This is a genomic window from Leifsonia sp. 2MCAF36 (genome assembly GCF_052115525.1).
GTDB lineage: Bacteria > Actinomycetota > Actinomycetes > Actinomycetales > Microbacteriaceae > Leifsonia.
The window spans coordinates 246,492-261,259 of record NZ_JBFRGV010000002.1 but is presented as its reverse complement, the minus strand read 5'-3'; the positions used below and the strand labels follow the sequence as shown (position 1 = coordinate 261,259).

General features: G+C 67.2%; 20 protein-coding genes and 3 tRNA genes. 8 read left to right on the top strand and 15 right to left on the bottom strand.

All coding sequences use genetic code 11. From position 1 onward, the window contains the following. Positions 1–94 precede the first annotated feature (94 nt). Both AB4079_RS04800 and AB4079_RS04795 read right to left on the bottom strand, forming a co-directional pair. Positions 95–283 (bottom strand): hypothetical protein, encoded by a 189-nt coding sequence (locus AB4079_RS04800; RefSeq protein WP_441786145.1) that lies wholly within the window; start codon positions 281–283, stop codon positions 95–97. A gap of 111 nt (positions 284–394) precedes the next feature. After that, entirely contained in the window at positions 395–970 is a 576-nt protein-coding gene (locus AB4079_RS04795; RefSeq protein WP_441786144.1) for a helix-turn-helix domain-containing protein, read from the bottom strand. Positions 971–1,041: 71 nt separating this feature from the next. On the opposite strand from AB4079_RS04795, the gene AB4079_RS04790 reads away from it, so the two are divergent. Further along, on the top strand, positions 1,042–1,542 hold the full coding sequence (locus tag AB4079_RS04790; protein WP_441786143.1) for a DUF2127 domain-containing protein: 501 nt from the start codon (positions 1,042–1,044) through the stop codon (positions 1,540–1,542). Between the two features lie 97 nt (positions 1,543–1,639). After that, positions 1,640–2,821 carry an alkaline phosphatase family protein gene (locus AB4079_RS04785; protein ID WP_441786142.1) on the top strand — a complete coding sequence of 394 codons (1,182 nt, stop codon included), beginning with the start codon at positions 1,640–1,642 and terminating at the stop codon, positions 2,819–2,821. Between the two features lie 25 nt (positions 2,822–2,846). Here AB4079_RS04785 and AB4079_RS04780 read toward each other — a convergent pair whose 3' ends face one another. From AB4079_RS04780 to AB4079_RS04765, 4 genes are read right to left on the bottom strand one after another with little or no spacing between them, the layout of a single operon-like run. Further along, the gene (locus tag AB4079_RS04780) at positions 2,847–3,140 is read right to left on the bottom strand and encodes a hypothetical protein (protein WP_441786141.1); all 294 of its coding nucleotides are present in this window, start codon (positions 3,138–3,140) and stop codon (positions 2,847–2,849) included. Next, a complete protein-coding gene (locus tag AB4079_RS04775) occupies positions 3,137–3,661 on the bottom strand; it encodes a hypothetical protein (protein WP_441786140.1) in 525 nt (174 codons plus the stop codon). Before AB4079_RS04775 ends, AB4079_RS04780 begins: the two co-directional genes overlap by 4 nt. 53 nt (positions 3,662–3,714) lie before the next feature. Beyond that, on the bottom strand, positions 3,715–4,143 hold the full coding sequence (locus AB4079_RS04770) for a hypothetical protein (RefSeq protein ID WP_441786139.1): 429 nt from the start codon (positions 4,141–4,143) through the stop codon (positions 3,715–3,717). Continuing rightward, entirely contained in the window at positions 4,140–4,484 is a 345-nt protein-coding gene (locus AB4079_RS04765; protein ID WP_441786138.1) for a hypothetical protein, read from the bottom strand. Before AB4079_RS04765 ends, AB4079_RS04770 begins: the two co-directional genes overlap by 4 nt. Positions 4,485–4,617: 133 nt before the next feature. On the opposite strand from AB4079_RS04765, the gene AB4079_RS04760 reads away from it, so the two are divergent. Together AB4079_RS04760 and AB4079_RS04755 are read left to right on the top strand one after the other, a co-directional pair. Then, positions 4,618–4,914 carry a helix-turn-helix domain-containing protein gene (locus tag AB4079_RS04760; RefSeq protein WP_441786137.1) on the top strand — a complete coding sequence of 99 codons (297 nt, stop codon included), beginning with the start codon at positions 4,618–4,620 and terminating at the stop codon, positions 4,912–4,914. Continuing rightward, entirely contained in the window at positions 4,911–6,197 is a 1,287-nt protein-coding gene (locus AB4079_RS04755; RefSeq protein WP_441786136.1) for a type II toxin-antitoxin system HipA family toxin, read from the top strand. Before AB4079_RS04760 ends, AB4079_RS04755 begins: the two co-directional genes overlap by 4 nt. Before the next feature lie 11 nt (positions 6,198–6,208). Here AB4079_RS04755 and AB4079_RS04750 read toward each other — a convergent pair whose 3' ends face one another. Together AB4079_RS04750 and AB4079_RS04745 are read right to left on the bottom strand one after the other, a co-directional pair. After that, positions 6,209–6,802 (bottom strand): dihydrofolate reductase family protein, encoded by a 594-nt coding sequence (locus tag AB4079_RS04750; RefSeq protein WP_441786135.1) that lies wholly within the window; start codon positions 6,800–6,802, stop codon positions 6,209–6,211. Positions 6,803–6,849: 47 nt separating this feature from the next. Beyond that, positions 6,850–7,467: an AraC family transcriptional regulator gene (locus AB4079_RS04745; RefSeq protein ID WP_441786134.1), complete on the bottom strand. Its 618-nt coding sequence runs from the start codon at positions 7,465–7,467 to the stop codon at positions 6,850–6,852. A gap of 214 nt (positions 7,468–7,681) precedes the next feature. Here AB4079_RS04745 and AB4079_RS04740 point away from each other — a divergent pair, with 214 nt between their 5' ends. Further along, complete coding sequence (locus AB4079_RS04740; protein ID WP_441786133.1) at positions 7,682–8,446, top strand: hypothetical protein; 765 nt, start codon at positions 7,682–7,684, stop codon at positions 8,444–8,446. Positions 8,447–8,469: 23 nt separating this feature from the next. Here the strand turns inward: AB4079_RS04740 and AB4079_RS04735 are convergent, their stop codons facing one another. The 4 genes from AB4079_RS04735 to AB4079_RS04720 all read right to left on the bottom strand — a co-directional run bounded on the left by AB4079_RS04735 (position 8,470) and on the right by AB4079_RS04720 (position 11,340). Then, positions 8,470–9,096, bottom strand: a complete 627-nt coding sequence (locus AB4079_RS04735; RefSeq protein WP_441786132.1) for a hypothetical protein — start codon at positions 9,094–9,096, stop codon at positions 8,470–8,472. Between the two features lie 105 nt (positions 9,097–9,201). Continuing rightward, positions 9,202–9,624, bottom strand: coding sequence for a hypothetical protein (locus AB4079_RS04730; RefSeq protein ID WP_441786131.1), 423 nt, complete (start codon positions 9,622–9,624; stop codon positions 9,202–9,204). A 94-nt stretch (positions 9,625–9,718) separates the two neighbouring features. Then, positions 9,719–10,471, bottom strand: coding sequence for a L,D-transpeptidase family protein (locus tag AB4079_RS04725; RefSeq protein WP_441786130.1), 753 nt, complete (start codon positions 10,469–10,471; stop codon positions 9,719–9,721). 92 nt (positions 10,472–10,563) lie between these two features. Further along, positions 10,564–11,340 (bottom strand): hypothetical protein, encoded by a 777-nt coding sequence (locus AB4079_RS04720; protein ID WP_441786129.1) that lies wholly within the window; start codon positions 11,338–11,340, stop codon positions 10,564–10,566. Positions 11,341–12,254: 914 nt separating this feature from the next. Here AB4079_RS04720 and AB4079_RS04715 point away from each other — a divergent pair. The 3 genes from AB4079_RS04715 to AB4079_RS04705 all read left to right on the top strand — a co-directional run bounded on the left by AB4079_RS04715 (position 12,255) and on the right by AB4079_RS04705 (position 14,322). Beyond that, the gene (locus tag AB4079_RS04715; protein WP_441786128.1) at positions 12,255–12,566 is read left to right on the top strand and encodes a helix-turn-helix domain-containing protein; all 312 of its coding nucleotides are present in this window, start codon (positions 12,255–12,257) and stop codon (positions 12,564–12,566) included. Positions 12,567–12,568: 2 nt separating this feature from the next. Beyond that, positions 12,569–13,993, top strand: a complete 1,425-nt coding sequence (locus AB4079_RS04710; RefSeq protein ID WP_441786127.1) for a type II toxin-antitoxin system HipA family toxin — start codon at positions 12,569–12,571, stop codon at positions 13,991–13,993. Positions 13,994–14,100: 107 nt separating this feature from the next. Beyond that, complete coding sequence (locus AB4079_RS04705) at positions 14,101–14,322, top strand: hypothetical protein (RefSeq protein ID WP_441786126.1); 222 nt, start codon at positions 14,101–14,103, stop codon at positions 14,320–14,322. Positions 14,323–14,414: 92 nt separating this feature from the next. Here AB4079_RS04705 and AB4079_RS04700 read toward each other — a convergent pair. The 3 genes from AB4079_RS04700 to AB4079_RS04690 form a co-directional block, all read right to left on the bottom strand. Next, positions 14,415–14,489 (bottom strand) — tRNA-Val (locus AB4079_RS04700). Positions 14,490–14,515: 26 nt separating this feature from the next. Further along, positions 14,516–14,586, bottom strand: a tRNA-Cys gene (locus AB4079_RS04695). Positions 14,587–14,653: 67 nt separating this feature from the next. Then, positions 14,654–14,726 (bottom strand) — tRNA-Gly (locus AB4079_RS04690). Positions 14,727–14,768: the final 42 nt, after the last annotated feature.

The window sequence follows — 14,768 nt, the reverse complement described above, 5'->3', positions numbered from 1 at the left end:
TCCACTCCTTCTTCGTGGGTCGTCAGAGAACCCTCCAACTCTAGTCGGCTGCGGGATACGGCCAGCGCCGCCGTCCGCTTGGCCAAACCGCCCGTCATCGGGCAGCGAGCACGGCTTCCGCAAGCCAGAGGTACGACGCCCGCGAATCCGGGAGCTCGACCGAGTCTTCGCCATAGACCTCGTACGCAATGTCCACGAGTCGTTGCGGATCCGTGATCCCGGCGTGCCGAGCGAGGACACGCAGGTCGTGAAGATCCTGCTCCCGAGCGGCCGCCAGCTTCATCGCTATGAGCTGCTACGCCGATGCGACGATGACCTGAAAGTCGTCCACATCAGGTGACGGCGGGTCGACCTGCAGCCAGGAGGCTCCACGCGCGTTGCCGCGGACGCCGGCTCACACGCGCGCCAGCGATCGCTCATCGATGAAGATGTTGAGATCTCTCAACTCACGAGGCGTCGTCGTCTTCGCCCGCTCTCGGAGCGGCTCGAACTGGGAGACGAACCAGGGGCGTGGAAGCTTCCGCGGTACCGCCCACGACGGCTTGTCTTTGCGGGGAATGGCCTGCCCGTATACGGCCGCGAACAGCGTCTCCCACTTTCGATCTCTGATCACCGACGAACGGGACAGCTCGCGTTCGCCGAACTCGTCGCCGCGCTCCCGGAGGACTTGTGCGGCACGCGTAAGAACGCGGAACGCGTAAGCCTCGCTGCCGGAGTCGAGTGCAGCGTTGATCTCGTCGGTCACGGCCTCGGCACTGTATCGCGCGAGTGGCCCTTCCTGGATCACCGAATAGCCGAGCTTGCTTCCCATCCCGGCGAGAGCACGCTCGAGAGATTCGACTCGGATCGTCCCCTCCCGTTCCGATCTCTCCAGTTGCGATACCGCCCCAGGGGTGACACCGAGACGTCGCGCGAGTTCGGCACCGGAGATACCCAACTCCTGCCGAGTCGCCTGGATGAGATTAGACATGGCCAAAGTTTAGCTGTAGCTAAAGAAATGCACAACGATCAGCCCGCCGATTCGCGCGTACCGTGTTCGGCGTGAGCGCGAACCGCCGGAGCCTCCTGGACCGGACGTTCTTCGTCAGCCTGGTCCTCAAAGGGCTCGACGGAGCCGTCGAACTGGTCGCCGGCTTCGCGCTGCTCGTCGTCAGCCCGGCCCAGCTCGAGGCGGTCACCCGGGCGCTCACCCGCCACGAACTCCACGAGGACCCGCACGACCCGATCGCGAACGCGCTGGTGAACTACGCGGGCGGTCTGAGCGTCTCGACGACACTGTTCGGCGCCATCTACCTGCTGGCGCACGGGATCGTGAAGGTGATCCTGGTGGTCGCCGTGCTGCGTGACAAGCTGTGGGCCTACCCGTGGCTGATCGGGTTCCTGGTCGCCTTCATCGGCTACCAGAGCTACGAACTGGTCGTCCACTTCACCTGGGGCCTGGCCGCCCTGACCGCGTTCGACATCTTCATCGTCGTGCTCACGGTGCGGGAGTACCGGCTGCATCGGCGCCGGAGTCGGCATCCGGATGCGGTGGCCGCCTGACCGAACACGCGGAAATTCACCGAGCGGGGGCTGCCGCATCCCGCGCTCTCGTGCTTGCCTTACGGACAGGGCACGGTGAGGACAAGCGAGGATGCGAATGGCGTCGACACAACGGGTGATCGTGTTCATCCAGGAGAACAAGACCACCGACTTCTACTTCCCGACCATGGCGTCGTGGGGAGCGGCGGTGAAGAACTCCGGCAAGCTCCTCTCCGCCCCGCCGAACTTCGACCAGCCGCACGACCGCAACGCCTGGGTGCACTACGCGCTCGGCGACTACCCGGCCGAGGTCGCCCAGGTCGACAACGACACCGTCATCCCCTTCTACAGCTGGCTGGCGAAGCAGTTCGTGTTCAGCGACCACCACTTCGGTTCGGGGTCCAACTCGACGCCGGGTCACATGCTGGCGATCGGCGGCCAGATGCCGACGCTGAAGAACCCGCCGTTCGTCGGGCCGCACCCGGTCTGGAACCTGCCGTCGATCTTCAGCCTGGCCGAGTCGGCGAAGGTCTCGTGGGCGGCGTTCCCCGACCAGAGCGGCTACCCGACCAAGTTCTACACCTCGCTGACGCAAGCGCCGGGCAACGAGAATGTGCTGCGGCCGAACGAGTTCATCCCGATGGCGAAGGCGGGGACGCTCCCCCAGGTCTGCTACGTCTGGTCGCCGTCGGGATATGACGAGCATCCCCCTGCGGTCAGCGCGCCCGACTACATCACCAAAGGTCAGGACCTGGTGTGGCAGCGGGTGCAGGCGGTCATCGACGGCGGCGGCTGGGAGGACACCGTTTTCATCCTCACCTGGGACGACTGGGGAGGCTACGCGGACTCGGTGCCCACGCCGGACATCGAGACCGCTCCGGACGCGCTGCACCCGGACGGTTTCCAGATCATCGGCGGCTCCCGCATCCCCCTGCTGATGTTCGGCGGCCGCGTAGTGCAGGCGATCGACCCGGAATGGCACTCGCACGCGTCCATCCCGAAGACGATCATCGATCTGCTGGGACTGCCGAAGCTCGGCGTGAGCCGTGTGGACGAGGCACCCTCCCTCGCGCACCTGGTCGACCCGTCGCTGAACCGCCCGGTCCCCCCGGCCGCTGGCTCGAGCGTGGTCCAGCCGACGCCCCCGTCGCCGACCCCGAAGCCGGTCGCACCGAAGCCCTGGCGCGGACCGCTGAACACTCCCCTCCCGGCACTGGTCACCCTCGACGGGTCGGCGCTGCCCGCACCGACGGACGGAAAGGTGAACAAGAACCCGCCCAAGCCGCCGAAGAGCGCCTGAGGCGGCGAGGGATGCTGACCAGGCGTCAGCGGTAGGCGACGCTCAGGTTGAGGGTGGTGTCGCGGAGCAGCGTCGTGTCGCCGCGCCGCAGCTGCGGGTTGAGGTAGAACAGCTGATCCAGGGTGATCCCGAAACGGGCGGCCACGGCCTGGGAGTTGTCGTTGCCCCACACCGCGTAGCTGGCGAGCTCGCTGCCGAAGGACGTCACCGTGCCGCGTGCGAACGGTCGGGGACCGGAGTCCTTCAGGGTGAGCCCCGGAAAGAAGTCGGGAATGCTCCACGTGATCGGTGCCGCCGCGTACACCTTCCCGTCGCTCACCCGACGCTGTTGAAGTACGACAGGTCGCCGCGATCCCGCCGGCCGGCGGAGGGGAAGGGGAGCACAGGGTTGCCGCTGGTGGTCTCGATCTCGCCGACGGGATCGTCGCGCGCCGGGACGGTGGGCTCCCCCGTCGTCGATCCGAAGCGGTCAACGCTGAGGGCCACCGTCAGGCCGGGGCCGCTCGTCGTGCTGAAGCCGTCGATCGCGACCTGGAATCGGAGGTCCGGTGCGACACCGACCGTGACATCGCCGGTGGCGTGCCCATCGACGTCGCGGAGCGTCCCCGAACCCATGACGGTTCCTGCCGGGGGGAGGTACTCGAACTCGTCAGCGAACGGCGTCTCGGTGGCCGGAGTCGACTCCGGCACCGCCGTCTGGTGACTGCCGACCACGGCCTTCGCCGTGTGCGCCGGGTGGGCCGTCGTCTCCATCGCGGTGCACCCCACGAGCAGGGTGCTGCCGATGACGACCAACGCCGCTCCCGCGCGCAGCGCCGCCGGATGCATCCCCTGTCCCACACGGACACCCTGCCGCATCCGCACACGGCGCGCAATGACGTACGTGATGGGCTCTACCGCACGCTGATGGTTGCCGTGTAGCCGGCGCAGGACCCGAAGGTGGAGTCGGCGCAGTCGTCGTACGGGCTGCCCTTCACCACGATGGTCGCGTCGCCGGACGGGAACGTATTGGCGACCAGCACCGACGTCGAGAACGACCCGTCCTGATTCACCGCCACGGATTCCGGTGCCAAGCCCGTGCCGGCGCGGAGCAGGCTGACGTTGTACATCCGGTCCGGCGCATATCCGAGGTCGCAGCCGGCGGCCCTACTGGACACGGTGACCACCTGACCGGGCGAAACGACGGACGGTTCCACCTGCAACGGAGGCGGCAGGCACCTCGCACGCGAAAGGTCCGGCTGTTCCTTGCAGCCCAGCAGGGGCAGCGCGAGGACGGCGAGAGCTGCCGCTGCGGCCATCCGCCGGCCGATGGCCGCGGTCACCCCCACAGCCGGAAAGCCTTCGCCGTCCACCCCAGTTCTTTCCGCGCCCAGATCGGCGTCCCGTCCGGGTCGGGCTGCTGCGAAGCGTCCGCTTCGATCCGGTAACCGTCGGACGGCACCAGCGCGCGGCTGCCGGTGAACAGCAGCACAGCGGATACGGCCAGCAGCAGCGCGGCCGCAACCAGAATCCAGCCGAGGCCGTTGCCGTTCACCAGCCAGACGACACCCAACGGTCCGGTCAGGAAGACGCCCAACAGTGCCACCACCACCGCGACCATCAGCCAGCGCGCCTCGAGCACGATGCGACGCTCCCGGTCGCACTCGTCGATGAGACCCCCCACGATTCCCCCAATCGTTCGTGGGACCACTTTAGGGGCAAACTGTTGGGAGTCGCCAACAAAGCCGACCGAGCTCCCCAGTACAAGCGTTAACGGCGAGTATACTATCCGCTATTACATATTAGGAGGCAGCCACATGGTCAGCGTGCAGCCAGCAAGGGTCATCCGCGCCGCCAGGGAGATCGGCGAGGACTTCGCCGGCTGGCGAAAGATCCTGGGTCTCACCACTCAGCAGGTCGCCGAACGCGCGGACATCACGCGAGACACACTGCGCAAGCTGGAGCACGGCGACCCGTCCGTGGGCTTCCATGTCGTCCTGAAGGTCGCGCGTTCCCTGGGGATACTGGACACCCTCACGGAGGCGATGGATCCGCTGAACACCGACCTCGGCCGTGCCCGGGCGGCGCTCCTCTCTCGGCAGCGTGTGCGATGACGCATCACGAGGCACTCCAGGTGCATCTCGCGCTCGGCGGTACAACCGTGTTCGTCGGCCACGCCCAGTTCCACCGCAGCCGCGGCGCCCTGGCTTCGACCACCTTCCAGTACGACCAGAGCTACCTCGCGAACCCGACCGCCTACGCCATCGACCCGGCGCTGCGGATGGTCACCGGCACGCAGTACGTCCAGGGCCTTCCCGGGGCCTTCGCCGACTCGGCGCCGGACCGCTGGGGCCGCAACCTCATCACCAAGCGTGAGCGTGCCATCGCCAGGGAAGGATCTCGCCGTCCGCAGCAACTGGACGATGTGGACTTTCTGACGGGCGTCAGCGACATCACCCGCCAGGGCGCTCTCCGGTTCCGGCCGGATGACCGCGCTCGCTTCGTCGACCATGGTCACACCGTGCCGAGACTGGTCCGGCTGCCCGAGCTGCTGCGCGCCGCGGACGCCGCGGCCCACGACGGCGACAACCTCGACGCCGTGAAGGCCCTCCTGGACGCCGGAACCGGCTCGCTGGGCGGAGCCCGCCCGAAGGCCGCCGTGCTCGGAGAAGGCGGCGAGCAGCTGATCGCGAAGTTCCCGCACCACGAGGACGCCTGGGATGTCATGGCTTGGGAGGCCACGGCTCTCGACCTCGCCGCTGCTGCAGGAGTCACCATCCCCCCGCACCGGCTCGTCCGCATCGAAGGCCGGCACATCCTCCTGATCAACCGCTTCGACCGCACCCGCGGCGCAGACGGCGCTGATCCTGGCCGCGTCGGATACATCAGCGCGATGACCCTCCTGGAGCACCGCGACGGCGAGAGCGCCGACTACCTCGACATCGCCGAACGCCTCGAAGAGATCAGTGCCAGCCCGAAGGACGACGCCCGCCAGCTGTTCCGCCGTGTCGTGGTCAGCGTGGGCCTGAACAACACCGACGACCACCTGCGCAACCACGGCTTCCTCCGCGGCCGCGCCGGGTGGAACCTGTCACCGGCCTTCGACATCAACCCGAATCCTGACGCCGACGCCCGGCAGACCACCGTCGCCGGCGCCGACACCGCGGCCGACGAGGCTGATGGTCTGCGCGTGCTGGGCCGCGCCTGCAGACTCAGCAGCGACGAGATCGCCTCAGAGCTGGGGCGGACCGCCGAAGTGCTGGCGGGATGGCGCGAGGCTGCTGCGAGAAACGGCGTCAGGAACGCGGAACTCAGCCGCTTCGAGCGGAGCTTCGACGCCGGGATCACGACACTCCTCGAGGCCGCCGCACTGGCGCCGACCATCACCACGGATTAATTCGGCGGGATTCATACCTCCCGTCCGCGACGGCGATATTGCAGCAGCAGGCAACCGCCCGAGCGCTCGGAATCGATCAGCTCGAAGTGCTGCAACGCGCCATCGTCGGAGAACAGCCGCTTGCCGTGGCCTGCCAGACTCGGGGCGAGAACGAGGCGCACGTCATCCAGCAGCTGCGCGGCCAGCAGGTCGCGTGCCAGCGATAGGCTGCCGTGGATGCCGATGTCGCCGCCCTGTTGCCGCTTGAGTGCGGCGACGAAGGATGCGGCCGGATCGGTGATGGGGGTCGAATTCGCCCACTCGAGAGCCGATGGCGACGACGTGAAGACGTACTTGTGCGTGCCGTTGATGAAGTCCGCGAAGGGCTGCACTCGCGCTGTCGGCCAGTAGGGCGCCCACTTCTCGTACGTGCGCCGGCCGAGCAGCACGGCGTCCTGCGTCGCGATCGTCTTGCTGAGAAACTCTTCCAGGTGCTCACCCGTGTCTTGTAGCCACTCGCCCTCGCCGGGGTCGTCGGCGAAGCCGTCCAGCGACATCAGTTCGTAGAGGACGACGCGCCGGTTTCCGGCGTCAGCCTCGGTGCCGCGTGGGTCGTTGCCGCTCATGGTGCCTCCTCGTCCACGGCCTCCACGTGGAGGCCGTGAACCGAAAGCTACCGATCCGGAGCCGTTCGGGTCTTGTACAGCAGCGACAGCGGGCCATCCGGATGGGCGCCTGTCGCGAGCTCCGTCGCGGATGGGCCGATGAACCGGCGCAGCGACCGAGCCAGGTGCGGCTGGTCGAAGTAGCCGACGTCGTGGGCGACAGTAGCGGGCGGCTCCCCCGCCCTCAGGCGGACGGCCGCGTGATTCGCCCGCTCTATCTGACGGACCGTACGCTGCGGGAGACCCGTGGCGGCCAGGTACCTGCGCTGTCGCGTCCGGTCGCTCGGGACCGAGCCCTCCTGAAAGGTGGCAGAGAGCAGCAACTCCGTGCGAATGAGGACCTCGATGAACTCTTCGGCCTGGTCGAAGCGGGGCAGTCGTAGCCGTTCGCCTCCGAATCGGAACGCGTCCCCGTCGACAGGAAGGCTCACGAAGCGGTCGACGAACGCCGGCACGGGGAGGCCGGCGAGGAAGGTCCCGAGTGCGAGCCGGATCCCGGTGAATTCGGAGTCGTCCGCGACCGGGGCCCGCGTCGCGCGCGATTCTGGACCGTGCACTCCGGCATGGATGCCGTCGGGCGCCTCCCAGAACACGAAGTCCCAGTGGGCTCGGGCGACAGAGGTCATCCTCGTCGTGCCGGTGCTCCTGCTTCGCCAGACCCGCTCGATCCATGGCGAGTCGGACGCCCGGTGCTCGAATTCGAGGGCCACCGCTCACCCGCTCCAGGCCCGACGCCGCATGCGCATGCAACGACTCTACGGCTGACGGTCGCTGCAGGAGCGAACCGGTCATCCCCCGGGTGGATGTCTCCTCGCACGGTCGCGCGTTAGCGTCGATGCCATGAGTGGACGAGGAGCTGCTGTGGTCGCGATGCTGCTGACGGGGGCACTTCTCTCCGGATGCAGTGCCCTCCGCGATCTGGCAACGGGCGCAACCGGTGACGACTCGACCAACCCCGGCCAGACGTGTCTCCCTCGAGGCGCGGCACCAGACCGGTCACCCACCCTGGCGCCCACCTCGACGCCGACGCCGACGCTCGACCCTCACGTCGCCGAAGAGGTCCGATCGGCGGTCCGTGCGGTTCGTGAACTTCCCGCGGTGGACAACGTCGGCGAGCGCGCCTCCAACGCACAGAGCACCTCCCCGGACCCGGAGCGACCTGACTGTCTGCTCGTCGAAAACCACTTCTCGACGATGGTCTCGGTCACGATGTCGCCTGAGGCTACTCCGGAGGAGGCGGGAGCCGTGCCCTCGACGATGGCCGAGCATCTCGCCTGGACCGGGGTGAGCCTGACCTTGACGGTGCCCGCAGGGGACGGTCACGTGGGGACCGTCGTGCATTACGACCGCACCTTCGACCAGTCCATCCCCCGGGAGACATCGACTGGTGTCGCCGAGGGACTTGCGCTGATCGCGTCGACGCCGCAGGTCACGTCCGTTGAGGCGTCCATTCCCTACACGATGCGGGTGGACTACGGATCGCTCACGGTGACCGTCGATCCAGCAGACGAGGCGACGCTCGCTGCGGTGCGCAACATCATCGACATGACAGTGTTCTCGGACACGACGCTTCACGGATCGTTCCACAACGGCGCCAAGCCGTAAGGAGCGTCTCGATCCTGGCAGCCCTAGCGCGACCCGCAGATCGTCGCGACGTCGTCGCCGGGACGTGATCCGAGAACGGCCTCGCCGGTGAGCGGCACTCCGGGCCTCTGTGCGAATCGCAGCATCGCCCGGCCGCCACGCGAGAACAGCTCGTACCGGCCGGCCGAGAAGGCGTCGTAGCCGTCAAGCGGCAGCGCGTCACCGCACAGGGCCACCTCATGGAACATCAGCCCGTCGCCTTCCAGGAGGTGCTGGCTTCGGTGGTGCCAACTGAATGTCTGTACGACGACGCTGTGCTCCGGGACAGCAAGCGGCCGATACTCGTTCACCGTGGTGATGGCCGCAGCGAACACCAGCACGTACCCGACGGGCAGCGCCGCGACGAGCACCAGACAGGAAGCCACCCGTGCGAGCACACGGAGCGGCCACCGACGCAGCCGGCCCGCGAGGATCGCCGTCTGCACCGCGGTGAAGATCCCGCATCCCACCCCGAGGAGGAGGACCAGCATCCCGGCCTGGGATCCATCGACAGTTCCCAGCAACAGCACCTCGGGCGCGCCCAGATCGAGAGCGGCGAGCGACCACCCTGCGGCGACCAGCAACGCGAAGAGCGAGGCGGGGACCCAAGCCAATATCGATCGCCAGTGCACCCCTTCACCCTCTCGCCGTGCCGGCGCGGGCGCATCGCCCGAGCGGAGGAGTCGTGTCGCCCGCTAGGACGATCCGAGGCTGTCCTGATGGCGGCGAGTCCCGGTCTATCTGCTCAGCCGGACCTCTACCGGCTCGTACGACCACGGCCCCGGGCACTGACCCGACAGGCCCGTGCGCTCGGAACGGACCGGGATGTCGTGCACACCGTCGTGAAGCACCTCCGCATCCTTCGCTACGACGACGCGGACGGTCGTCAGTTGCACGGTCGCGCTCTTGAGGTAGGGTGCCCGCTGGGGCACTCGATGGCTGCCGTACGCGCCTGCCCCAACGGCCGCCGGCTCGCAGTCGCTTCCGAAGCACGCCGAGACCGTGGCGTCCGCGGGCAGGGACCCTTCGAACGCCAGCGCCACTGGTGAGGTGTCCAGGTATCCGACCGCCGGGCATGCGTCCAGTACGCACCCCGACAGTGCAAGTGTCGCCGCGAGGGCCGCCGCCGCGGCCGTGACTCTGCTCGCGCTTCGCCGCATGTCAGAAGGGTAGCTCTGTCGCTCCGCACGTGTCGCGTCGCGCTGCTCATCAGTGTCGGTGCCGCGATGGTCGGATGGGCCTCTGGCCCAGCGGTCAGCTGATGGTGATGGGCGTGCCGAGGGGCAGCAGGCCGGCGAGTTCGGTGATGTCGGGGTTGGCCAGGCGGATGCAACCGTGGCTGGCCGCGTGGCCGATGCTACCCGCGTCGTCGGTGCCGTGGAGCCCGATCTGGCCCGGGCCGCCGCCGAAGCTGGAGAGGACGTCCGAGAAGGCGGACAGCCCGAACGCGAACGGGCCGTACCCGCCGTTCGTGGGCTCCAGCAGTTCGGTGATGTAGAACGAGCCGTGCGGCGTGGGCGTGCCACCCGTGCCGGTCGCGGCGGAGTACGTCTTCACCGGCTCCCCGTTCTTCAACAACGTGAGCGTGTTCTGTTCCGTGGAGGCCTGCAGGCTGTAAACGAGGCTGTGAAGGGCGACGGAATCCGCCTGGATCCAGCCGGTGCTGCCGTTGGGACGCTGGGCCAGGTCGACCTGCAGCCAGGCGCCCTGACTGGATGCGACGAGGAACGTCAGCGGCGCTCCGGACGGCTGGGGGTTCGCCAGGTTCTCGATGACTGAGCCGTTCGGCGAACCGTACACGGCGACCTGTGCCGAGGTCGCCGTGGCCGAGGTTCCGATCGCGGAGGGAGCCGACGGTGTGGGCGTCGGCGTGGGTGACACGCTGCGCACGGTCGGGTGCGGCGCCGGGGAGTGCGTGGGTGCTGCCTCTGATGCGCAGCCGGTGAGGAGCAGGCCGGACATGATCGCCGTCGCGATTGCGACCGACGCTACCAAGCGGTTGGACATGAGGGCTCCTCCGAAGGGGCTGCTGATGGAAAACACGTTCGCCGGGCGGGAGCGAAGGCCCCTGCCCGGCGAACGGGTGATGCGTTCGGTGCTCAGCCGGTGAAGCTCGCGACGTGCTTGACCGGGGCAGCGGGTGCTGCGACGGGGGCGGCCGGTGCTGCAGCTGGGTCCGCGGTGACCGTCAGGGTGGCGGGCTCGGCGACGAGGCTTCCGTCAGCGTTGAAGGCCGTGAACGTGTACGTTCCCGGGGTCGAGTACTGCGTGCCTGCTGTCGCGACGTAGTGGAGAGTCGCGACTCCGGAGAGGTCCACGACCACCGGGGAACCCACCGGGCCGCCGGAACCCTGGTCACCCAGGCCGAAGGAAACGGTCGAGTTGGGCGTGAAGTTGCGGAAGGTCACGGTCACACCCGTGCTGAGGTAGGCCGACAGCGCGACAGTGGACGGGCTCACCGAGCTGGTCGGCGCGGCGATGAGCGTGATCGCGGTCGCCGCCGGTCCGGTTGTCGCACCGGTAACGGTGATCGCGTGCGTGCCGACGGTCGCGGCGCTGGGGACGTAGACGGTCGCGACGTACTGGCCCAAGCCGTCCGTGGTGTCCTGCGTGTACGCGCTGTCGGGGTAGGTGGTCAGCGGGGACGAGTCGAATGTCACCGTGAGGGGTTCGTTCGCCGCGAAGCCGTCGACTGTCAGCGTCAGTTGACCGTCAGCGGTCGCCGTAGGCGCGTTGACAGTCGCGGTGGCGAGGGGGGCTGCCTGAGCAGCGACAGTGCCACCGAGGCTCAGAGTAGCGGCGATCAGCCCGGCGGAGACGATGAGCGCCGAGCGCCTCGCCTGGGAACGGGTGGGGGTGGACGAAGCGAATGGCACGGTATTTCCCTTCACAGTGCTCGACGGCCGCGACTCGGAACAGAGAACGACGGTGGGTGGCGCGCACACTCTCGAAGGTTCGCGATCGGGTAAGCGCGTAGTCATACTATGTGCGCAAACATACCGACCGGTCGGGAATGTTCGCAGAGCACACACGTCGCCCCGAACGGGGGGCAACTCGTGGCTGGCGCCCGAGCGCTTACACGAAAAACCCGCCGGGTTTCCCGGGGATTCCTTGGTGGAATCCCCACCCGTTCGGCCTAAGCGATGACGAGATGAGCGGCGCACGATCCCGTGGCAATACGCTGCGTTGTGCCCGTGACCGACGACGAAACGCGCTTAGGTGCAGTTATCCCTTGCCCGACGTGCGGACTGTCCGCGCGACCCACGTGGGCCATTCATACAGGTCCCTCGAGGGCCCTATGGGTTTGCGTTATCCAGCTGGTCGCAGCCTTCGCTGCAGTTTCGTCAGTTCCAAGCCGACGGAGGAGCTGTGGATTCCTTTGGTAGTGGAACACCTGGTTTCGGAAGATTCGAAAGTGGTCGACGAATGGATCCTTCAAGAGCTCATCGAGTGCTTCGTCCCTAAGTCCGGTCTCGTTTCACCCGTCTATGACAACGTAAAGAGCCGCGTACCAGAGACTCAAGGCAATCAGATTGTCCTTAGTCTGAGCCTCGTTGAGTTGGTCCGGAGGGGGTTGCTTCCTTACGCGGCGGAGACCTTGTTCATGGCGGAACGCTAGCCCCGACTGGGAGGGACTGAACGGAGGGTCCCGAGGACGCACCCGCAAGGTTCCACGCACGCACGTTCTTCGTTCAAGACCGCCTAATGTAAAAATAGATAGCAGATGCCGTCTAAACACCACAGAACCCACTAGAATTGACAGGAAAACACGTCAATCGCGGGAGAAATCATGGTCAGCAGGCAATCGCCCGCACGAACTCGCCTACTCAGCGAACTGGGCGCGAACATCGAACGCTGGCGGAAGCTCCAGGGCCTCAGCGCCGTGCAACTCGCTGAGCGTGCTCACGTGACCCGCGACACCCTCCGGGCACTCGAGCAGGGCACCGGAGCTCCGCGCATCGACTCCGTGCTGGCTGTCCTCACCGCTCTCGGCATCGCGAACACCGTTATCGAGAGCACCGACCCATGGAACTCCCCCGCCGGACGCGCCCTAATGGACGAGGAAGTCGGCGTCCAGTCACAGAAGCACGAGAGGAGGTAGCAATGGCCGCCGAACAGATCACCCTGCACGACATCGTCGACGTCTACCTCGACGAAGGTCCTGACGAGCCCGTCCGCGTCGGCACGCTGCGCGCGTCTTTCATGGGCGGCCGCACCCTGGCCGGCAGCTCGTTCGAGTATGCAGCGTCCTACCTGGCGAGCCAGGAGAGCTACGCGCTCTCCCCCGACCTGCCGCTCGTCGCCGGCAAGCAGTTCTCCGGCGGCGACACGACGCTTTTCGGTGCATTCGCTGATGTCACGCCGGATGACTGGGGTGTCGGTCTCATCGACGCCGAGTACGCGCTGCAGCGCGGCGACCGGCTCCCGCCCGCGATCGGTGAGTTCGACCACCTGGTGCAGCAGAACGACCTCACCCGCATGGGCGCTCTGCGCTTCACGGCGCCTGGTGTGCTGCCCAGCGCCGACCGGTGGCTCACCGCGGCGAAGCACACGGCTGCGAACACGCACGACGTGCGCCGCATCGCGGAGGCCGCTACCCGATTCGAGGAGTACGAGGCCACTGACGAGGACATCGAGATCCTCGGTTTCGTGGGCTCCAGCCTCGGCGGTGCCCGTCCTAAGGCGACGATCCAGGAGAGCGACGGCACCCTGTGGATGCTGAAGCTCCCCTCCAACCGTGACCGCCGATCAGACCTCGAGGCCTGGGAGGCCACCGCGCTGGACATCGCCCAGCAGGCAGGCCTTCGCGCGCCGCGGCATCGGCTCATCCGCCTTGCCGAGCACGAGTCGTCGCTGTTGGTCGAGCGCTTCGACCGAGCTGGTAACCCCGGCACTGCCAGCCAGCACAGGGTCGGGTTCATCTCGGCGATGAGCGCGATGCAGCTCACCCAGCAGAACCAGCAGGCCACCTACGCCGACTTCGCGGACACGGTTGATCACCTCAACCCTGGGTCGTCCCAGGCCGACCTGCGCGAGCTGTTCCAACGGGTGGCGTTAACGGTGCTGGTGGGCAACGTCGACGACCATTGGAAGAACCACGGCTTCATCCGTGAGGAGACGAGCACCGGTGGCACAGCCTGGCGGCTGAGCCCGCTGTACGACGTCAACCCGACCAGGGCTGGAAGCCGGGTGCGCTCCCGGCGGATCAGCGACCGCGATGACCCGGCGAACCGCGACATCCGCCTGCTGATTGAGTCCAGCGGCGTCTACCAGCTGAACGCAGGCGACGCCGCCGAGGCTCTACTGCCGGTCGTGAGCGCCGTCAGCAACTGGCGCGAGATCGCCGCCGGCAACGGCATTCGCGCTGCGGAGATCGAGAGCATGGCGTCCGCATTCGACGAGACGCAGCTCGAGCGCGCCGCGGAGTTCGTGTCCAAGCACGAGTCCCCCACGGGCGCGAAGAGCCTCTCCGATCGACGACGCCGGCTCCCGGAGCTGTTCACGGACGACGGGCGGCCTAACCCGTAAACCGGTGACTTTCGGTCGATCGACAGGCCGTTCTAGCTGCAGCCTGTCGGATGGGTGCGGCGAGACCATCCGCCCTATACTGCCGATTGAGCAGCCGGGAGAGAGCAATGGATCTGGTCTTCATCATCGTGTACTTGATCGGCGGCCTGATCGGGTTGGCCATCCTGTACAGCGTGATCCGCTCGGCGGTACGCAACGCCCTTGAGGATCACTACAAGGTTGTTCGGTGGTACGAGCTCACGGGTGAGTGGCACGGTAGGCGGAAGCCCCGCGAGTTCACGCCCACCTCGCCTGCTGCGACCCAGAGCGTCCCACCCACGGAAAAGTGAGCTCAGTCCGCAAAAAGTCCGCAGCAATAGTGCACGTGTAGTGCACGAGCCCCCCAGGCAAAGCGAAAACCCCCGGTCTCCCGGGGGTTTCGTGGTGGGCGATACTGGGATCGAACCAGTGACCTCTTCCGTGTCAGGGAAGCGCGCTACCGCTGCGCCAATCGCCCGAGCCTGAACGTGAAGCTCAGGATCGAGGTGGATACGGGATTCGAACCCGTGTATACGGCTTTGCAGGCCGCTGCCTCGCCTCTCGGCCAATCCACCGAACTGCCACAACACGGAAAAACCGTACCGTACCTGAGAGGCCCGATCCGAAGACCGGGCCGACTCGAGCGGATGACGAGACTCGAACTCGCGACCCTCACCTTGGCAAGGTGATGCGCTACCAACTGCGCTACATCCGCATTGTGTTCCGCAGTTCCCTGCGGCACTTGAAAGACTCTAGC

What these genes read in the sequence shown, in the direction of transcription:
- AB4079_RS04785 (WP_441786142.1), top strand. Translation starts at nt 1,640, where the DNA reads ATGGCGTCGACACAACGGGTGATCGTGTTCATCCAGGAGAACAAGACC.
- AB4079_RS04715 (WP_441786128.1), top strand. Translation starts at nt 12,255, where the DNA reads ATGGTCAGCAGGCAATCGCCCGCACGAACTCGCCTACTCAGCGAACTG.
- AB4079_RS04755 (WP_441786136.1), top strand. Translation starts at nt 4,911, where the DNA reads ATGACGCATCACGAGGCACTCCAGGTGCATCTCGCGCTCGGCGGTACA.
- AB4079_RS04740 (WP_441786133.1), top strand. Translation starts at nt 7,682, where the DNA reads ATGAGTGGACGAGGAGCTGCTGTGGTCGCGATGCTGCTGACGGGGGCA.
- AB4079_RS04730 (WP_441786131.1), bottom strand. Translation starts at nt 9,624, where the DNA reads ATGCGGCGAAGCGCGAGCAGAGTCACGGCCGCGGCGGCGGCCCTCGCG.
- AB4079_RS04795 (WP_441786144.1), bottom strand. Translation starts at nt 970, where the DNA reads ATGTCTAATCTCATCCAGGCGACTCGGCAGGAGTTGGGTATCTCCGGT.
- AB4079_RS04750 (WP_441786135.1), bottom strand. Translation starts at nt 6,802, where the DNA reads ATGAGCGGCAACGACCCACGCGGCACCGAGGCTGACGCCGGAAACCGG.
- AB4079_RS04705 (WP_441786126.1), top strand. Translation starts at nt 14,101, where the DNA reads ATGGATCTGGTCTTCATCATCGTGTACTTGATCGGCGGCCTGATCGGG.
- AB4079_RS04710 (WP_441786127.1), top strand. Translation starts at nt 12,569, where the DNA reads ATGGCCGCCGAACAGATCACCCTGCACGACATCGTCGACGTCTACCTC.
- AB4079_RS04760 (WP_441786137.1), top strand. Translation starts at nt 4,618, where the DNA reads ATGGTCAGCGTGCAGCCAGCAAGGGTCATCCGCGCCGCCAGGGAGATC.
- AB4079_RS04745 (WP_441786134.1), bottom strand. Translation starts at nt 7,467, where the DNA reads ATGACCTCTGTCGCCCGAGCCCACTGGGACTTCGTGTTCTGGGAGGCG.
- AB4079_RS04725 (WP_441786130.1), bottom strand. Translation starts at nt 10,471, where the DNA reads ATGTCCAACCGCTTGGTAGCGTCGGTCGCAATCGCGACGGCGATCATG.
- AB4079_RS04800 (WP_441786145.1), bottom strand. Translation starts at nt 283, where the DNA reads ATGAAGCTGGCGGCCGCTCGGGAGCAGGATCTTCACGACCTGCGTGTC.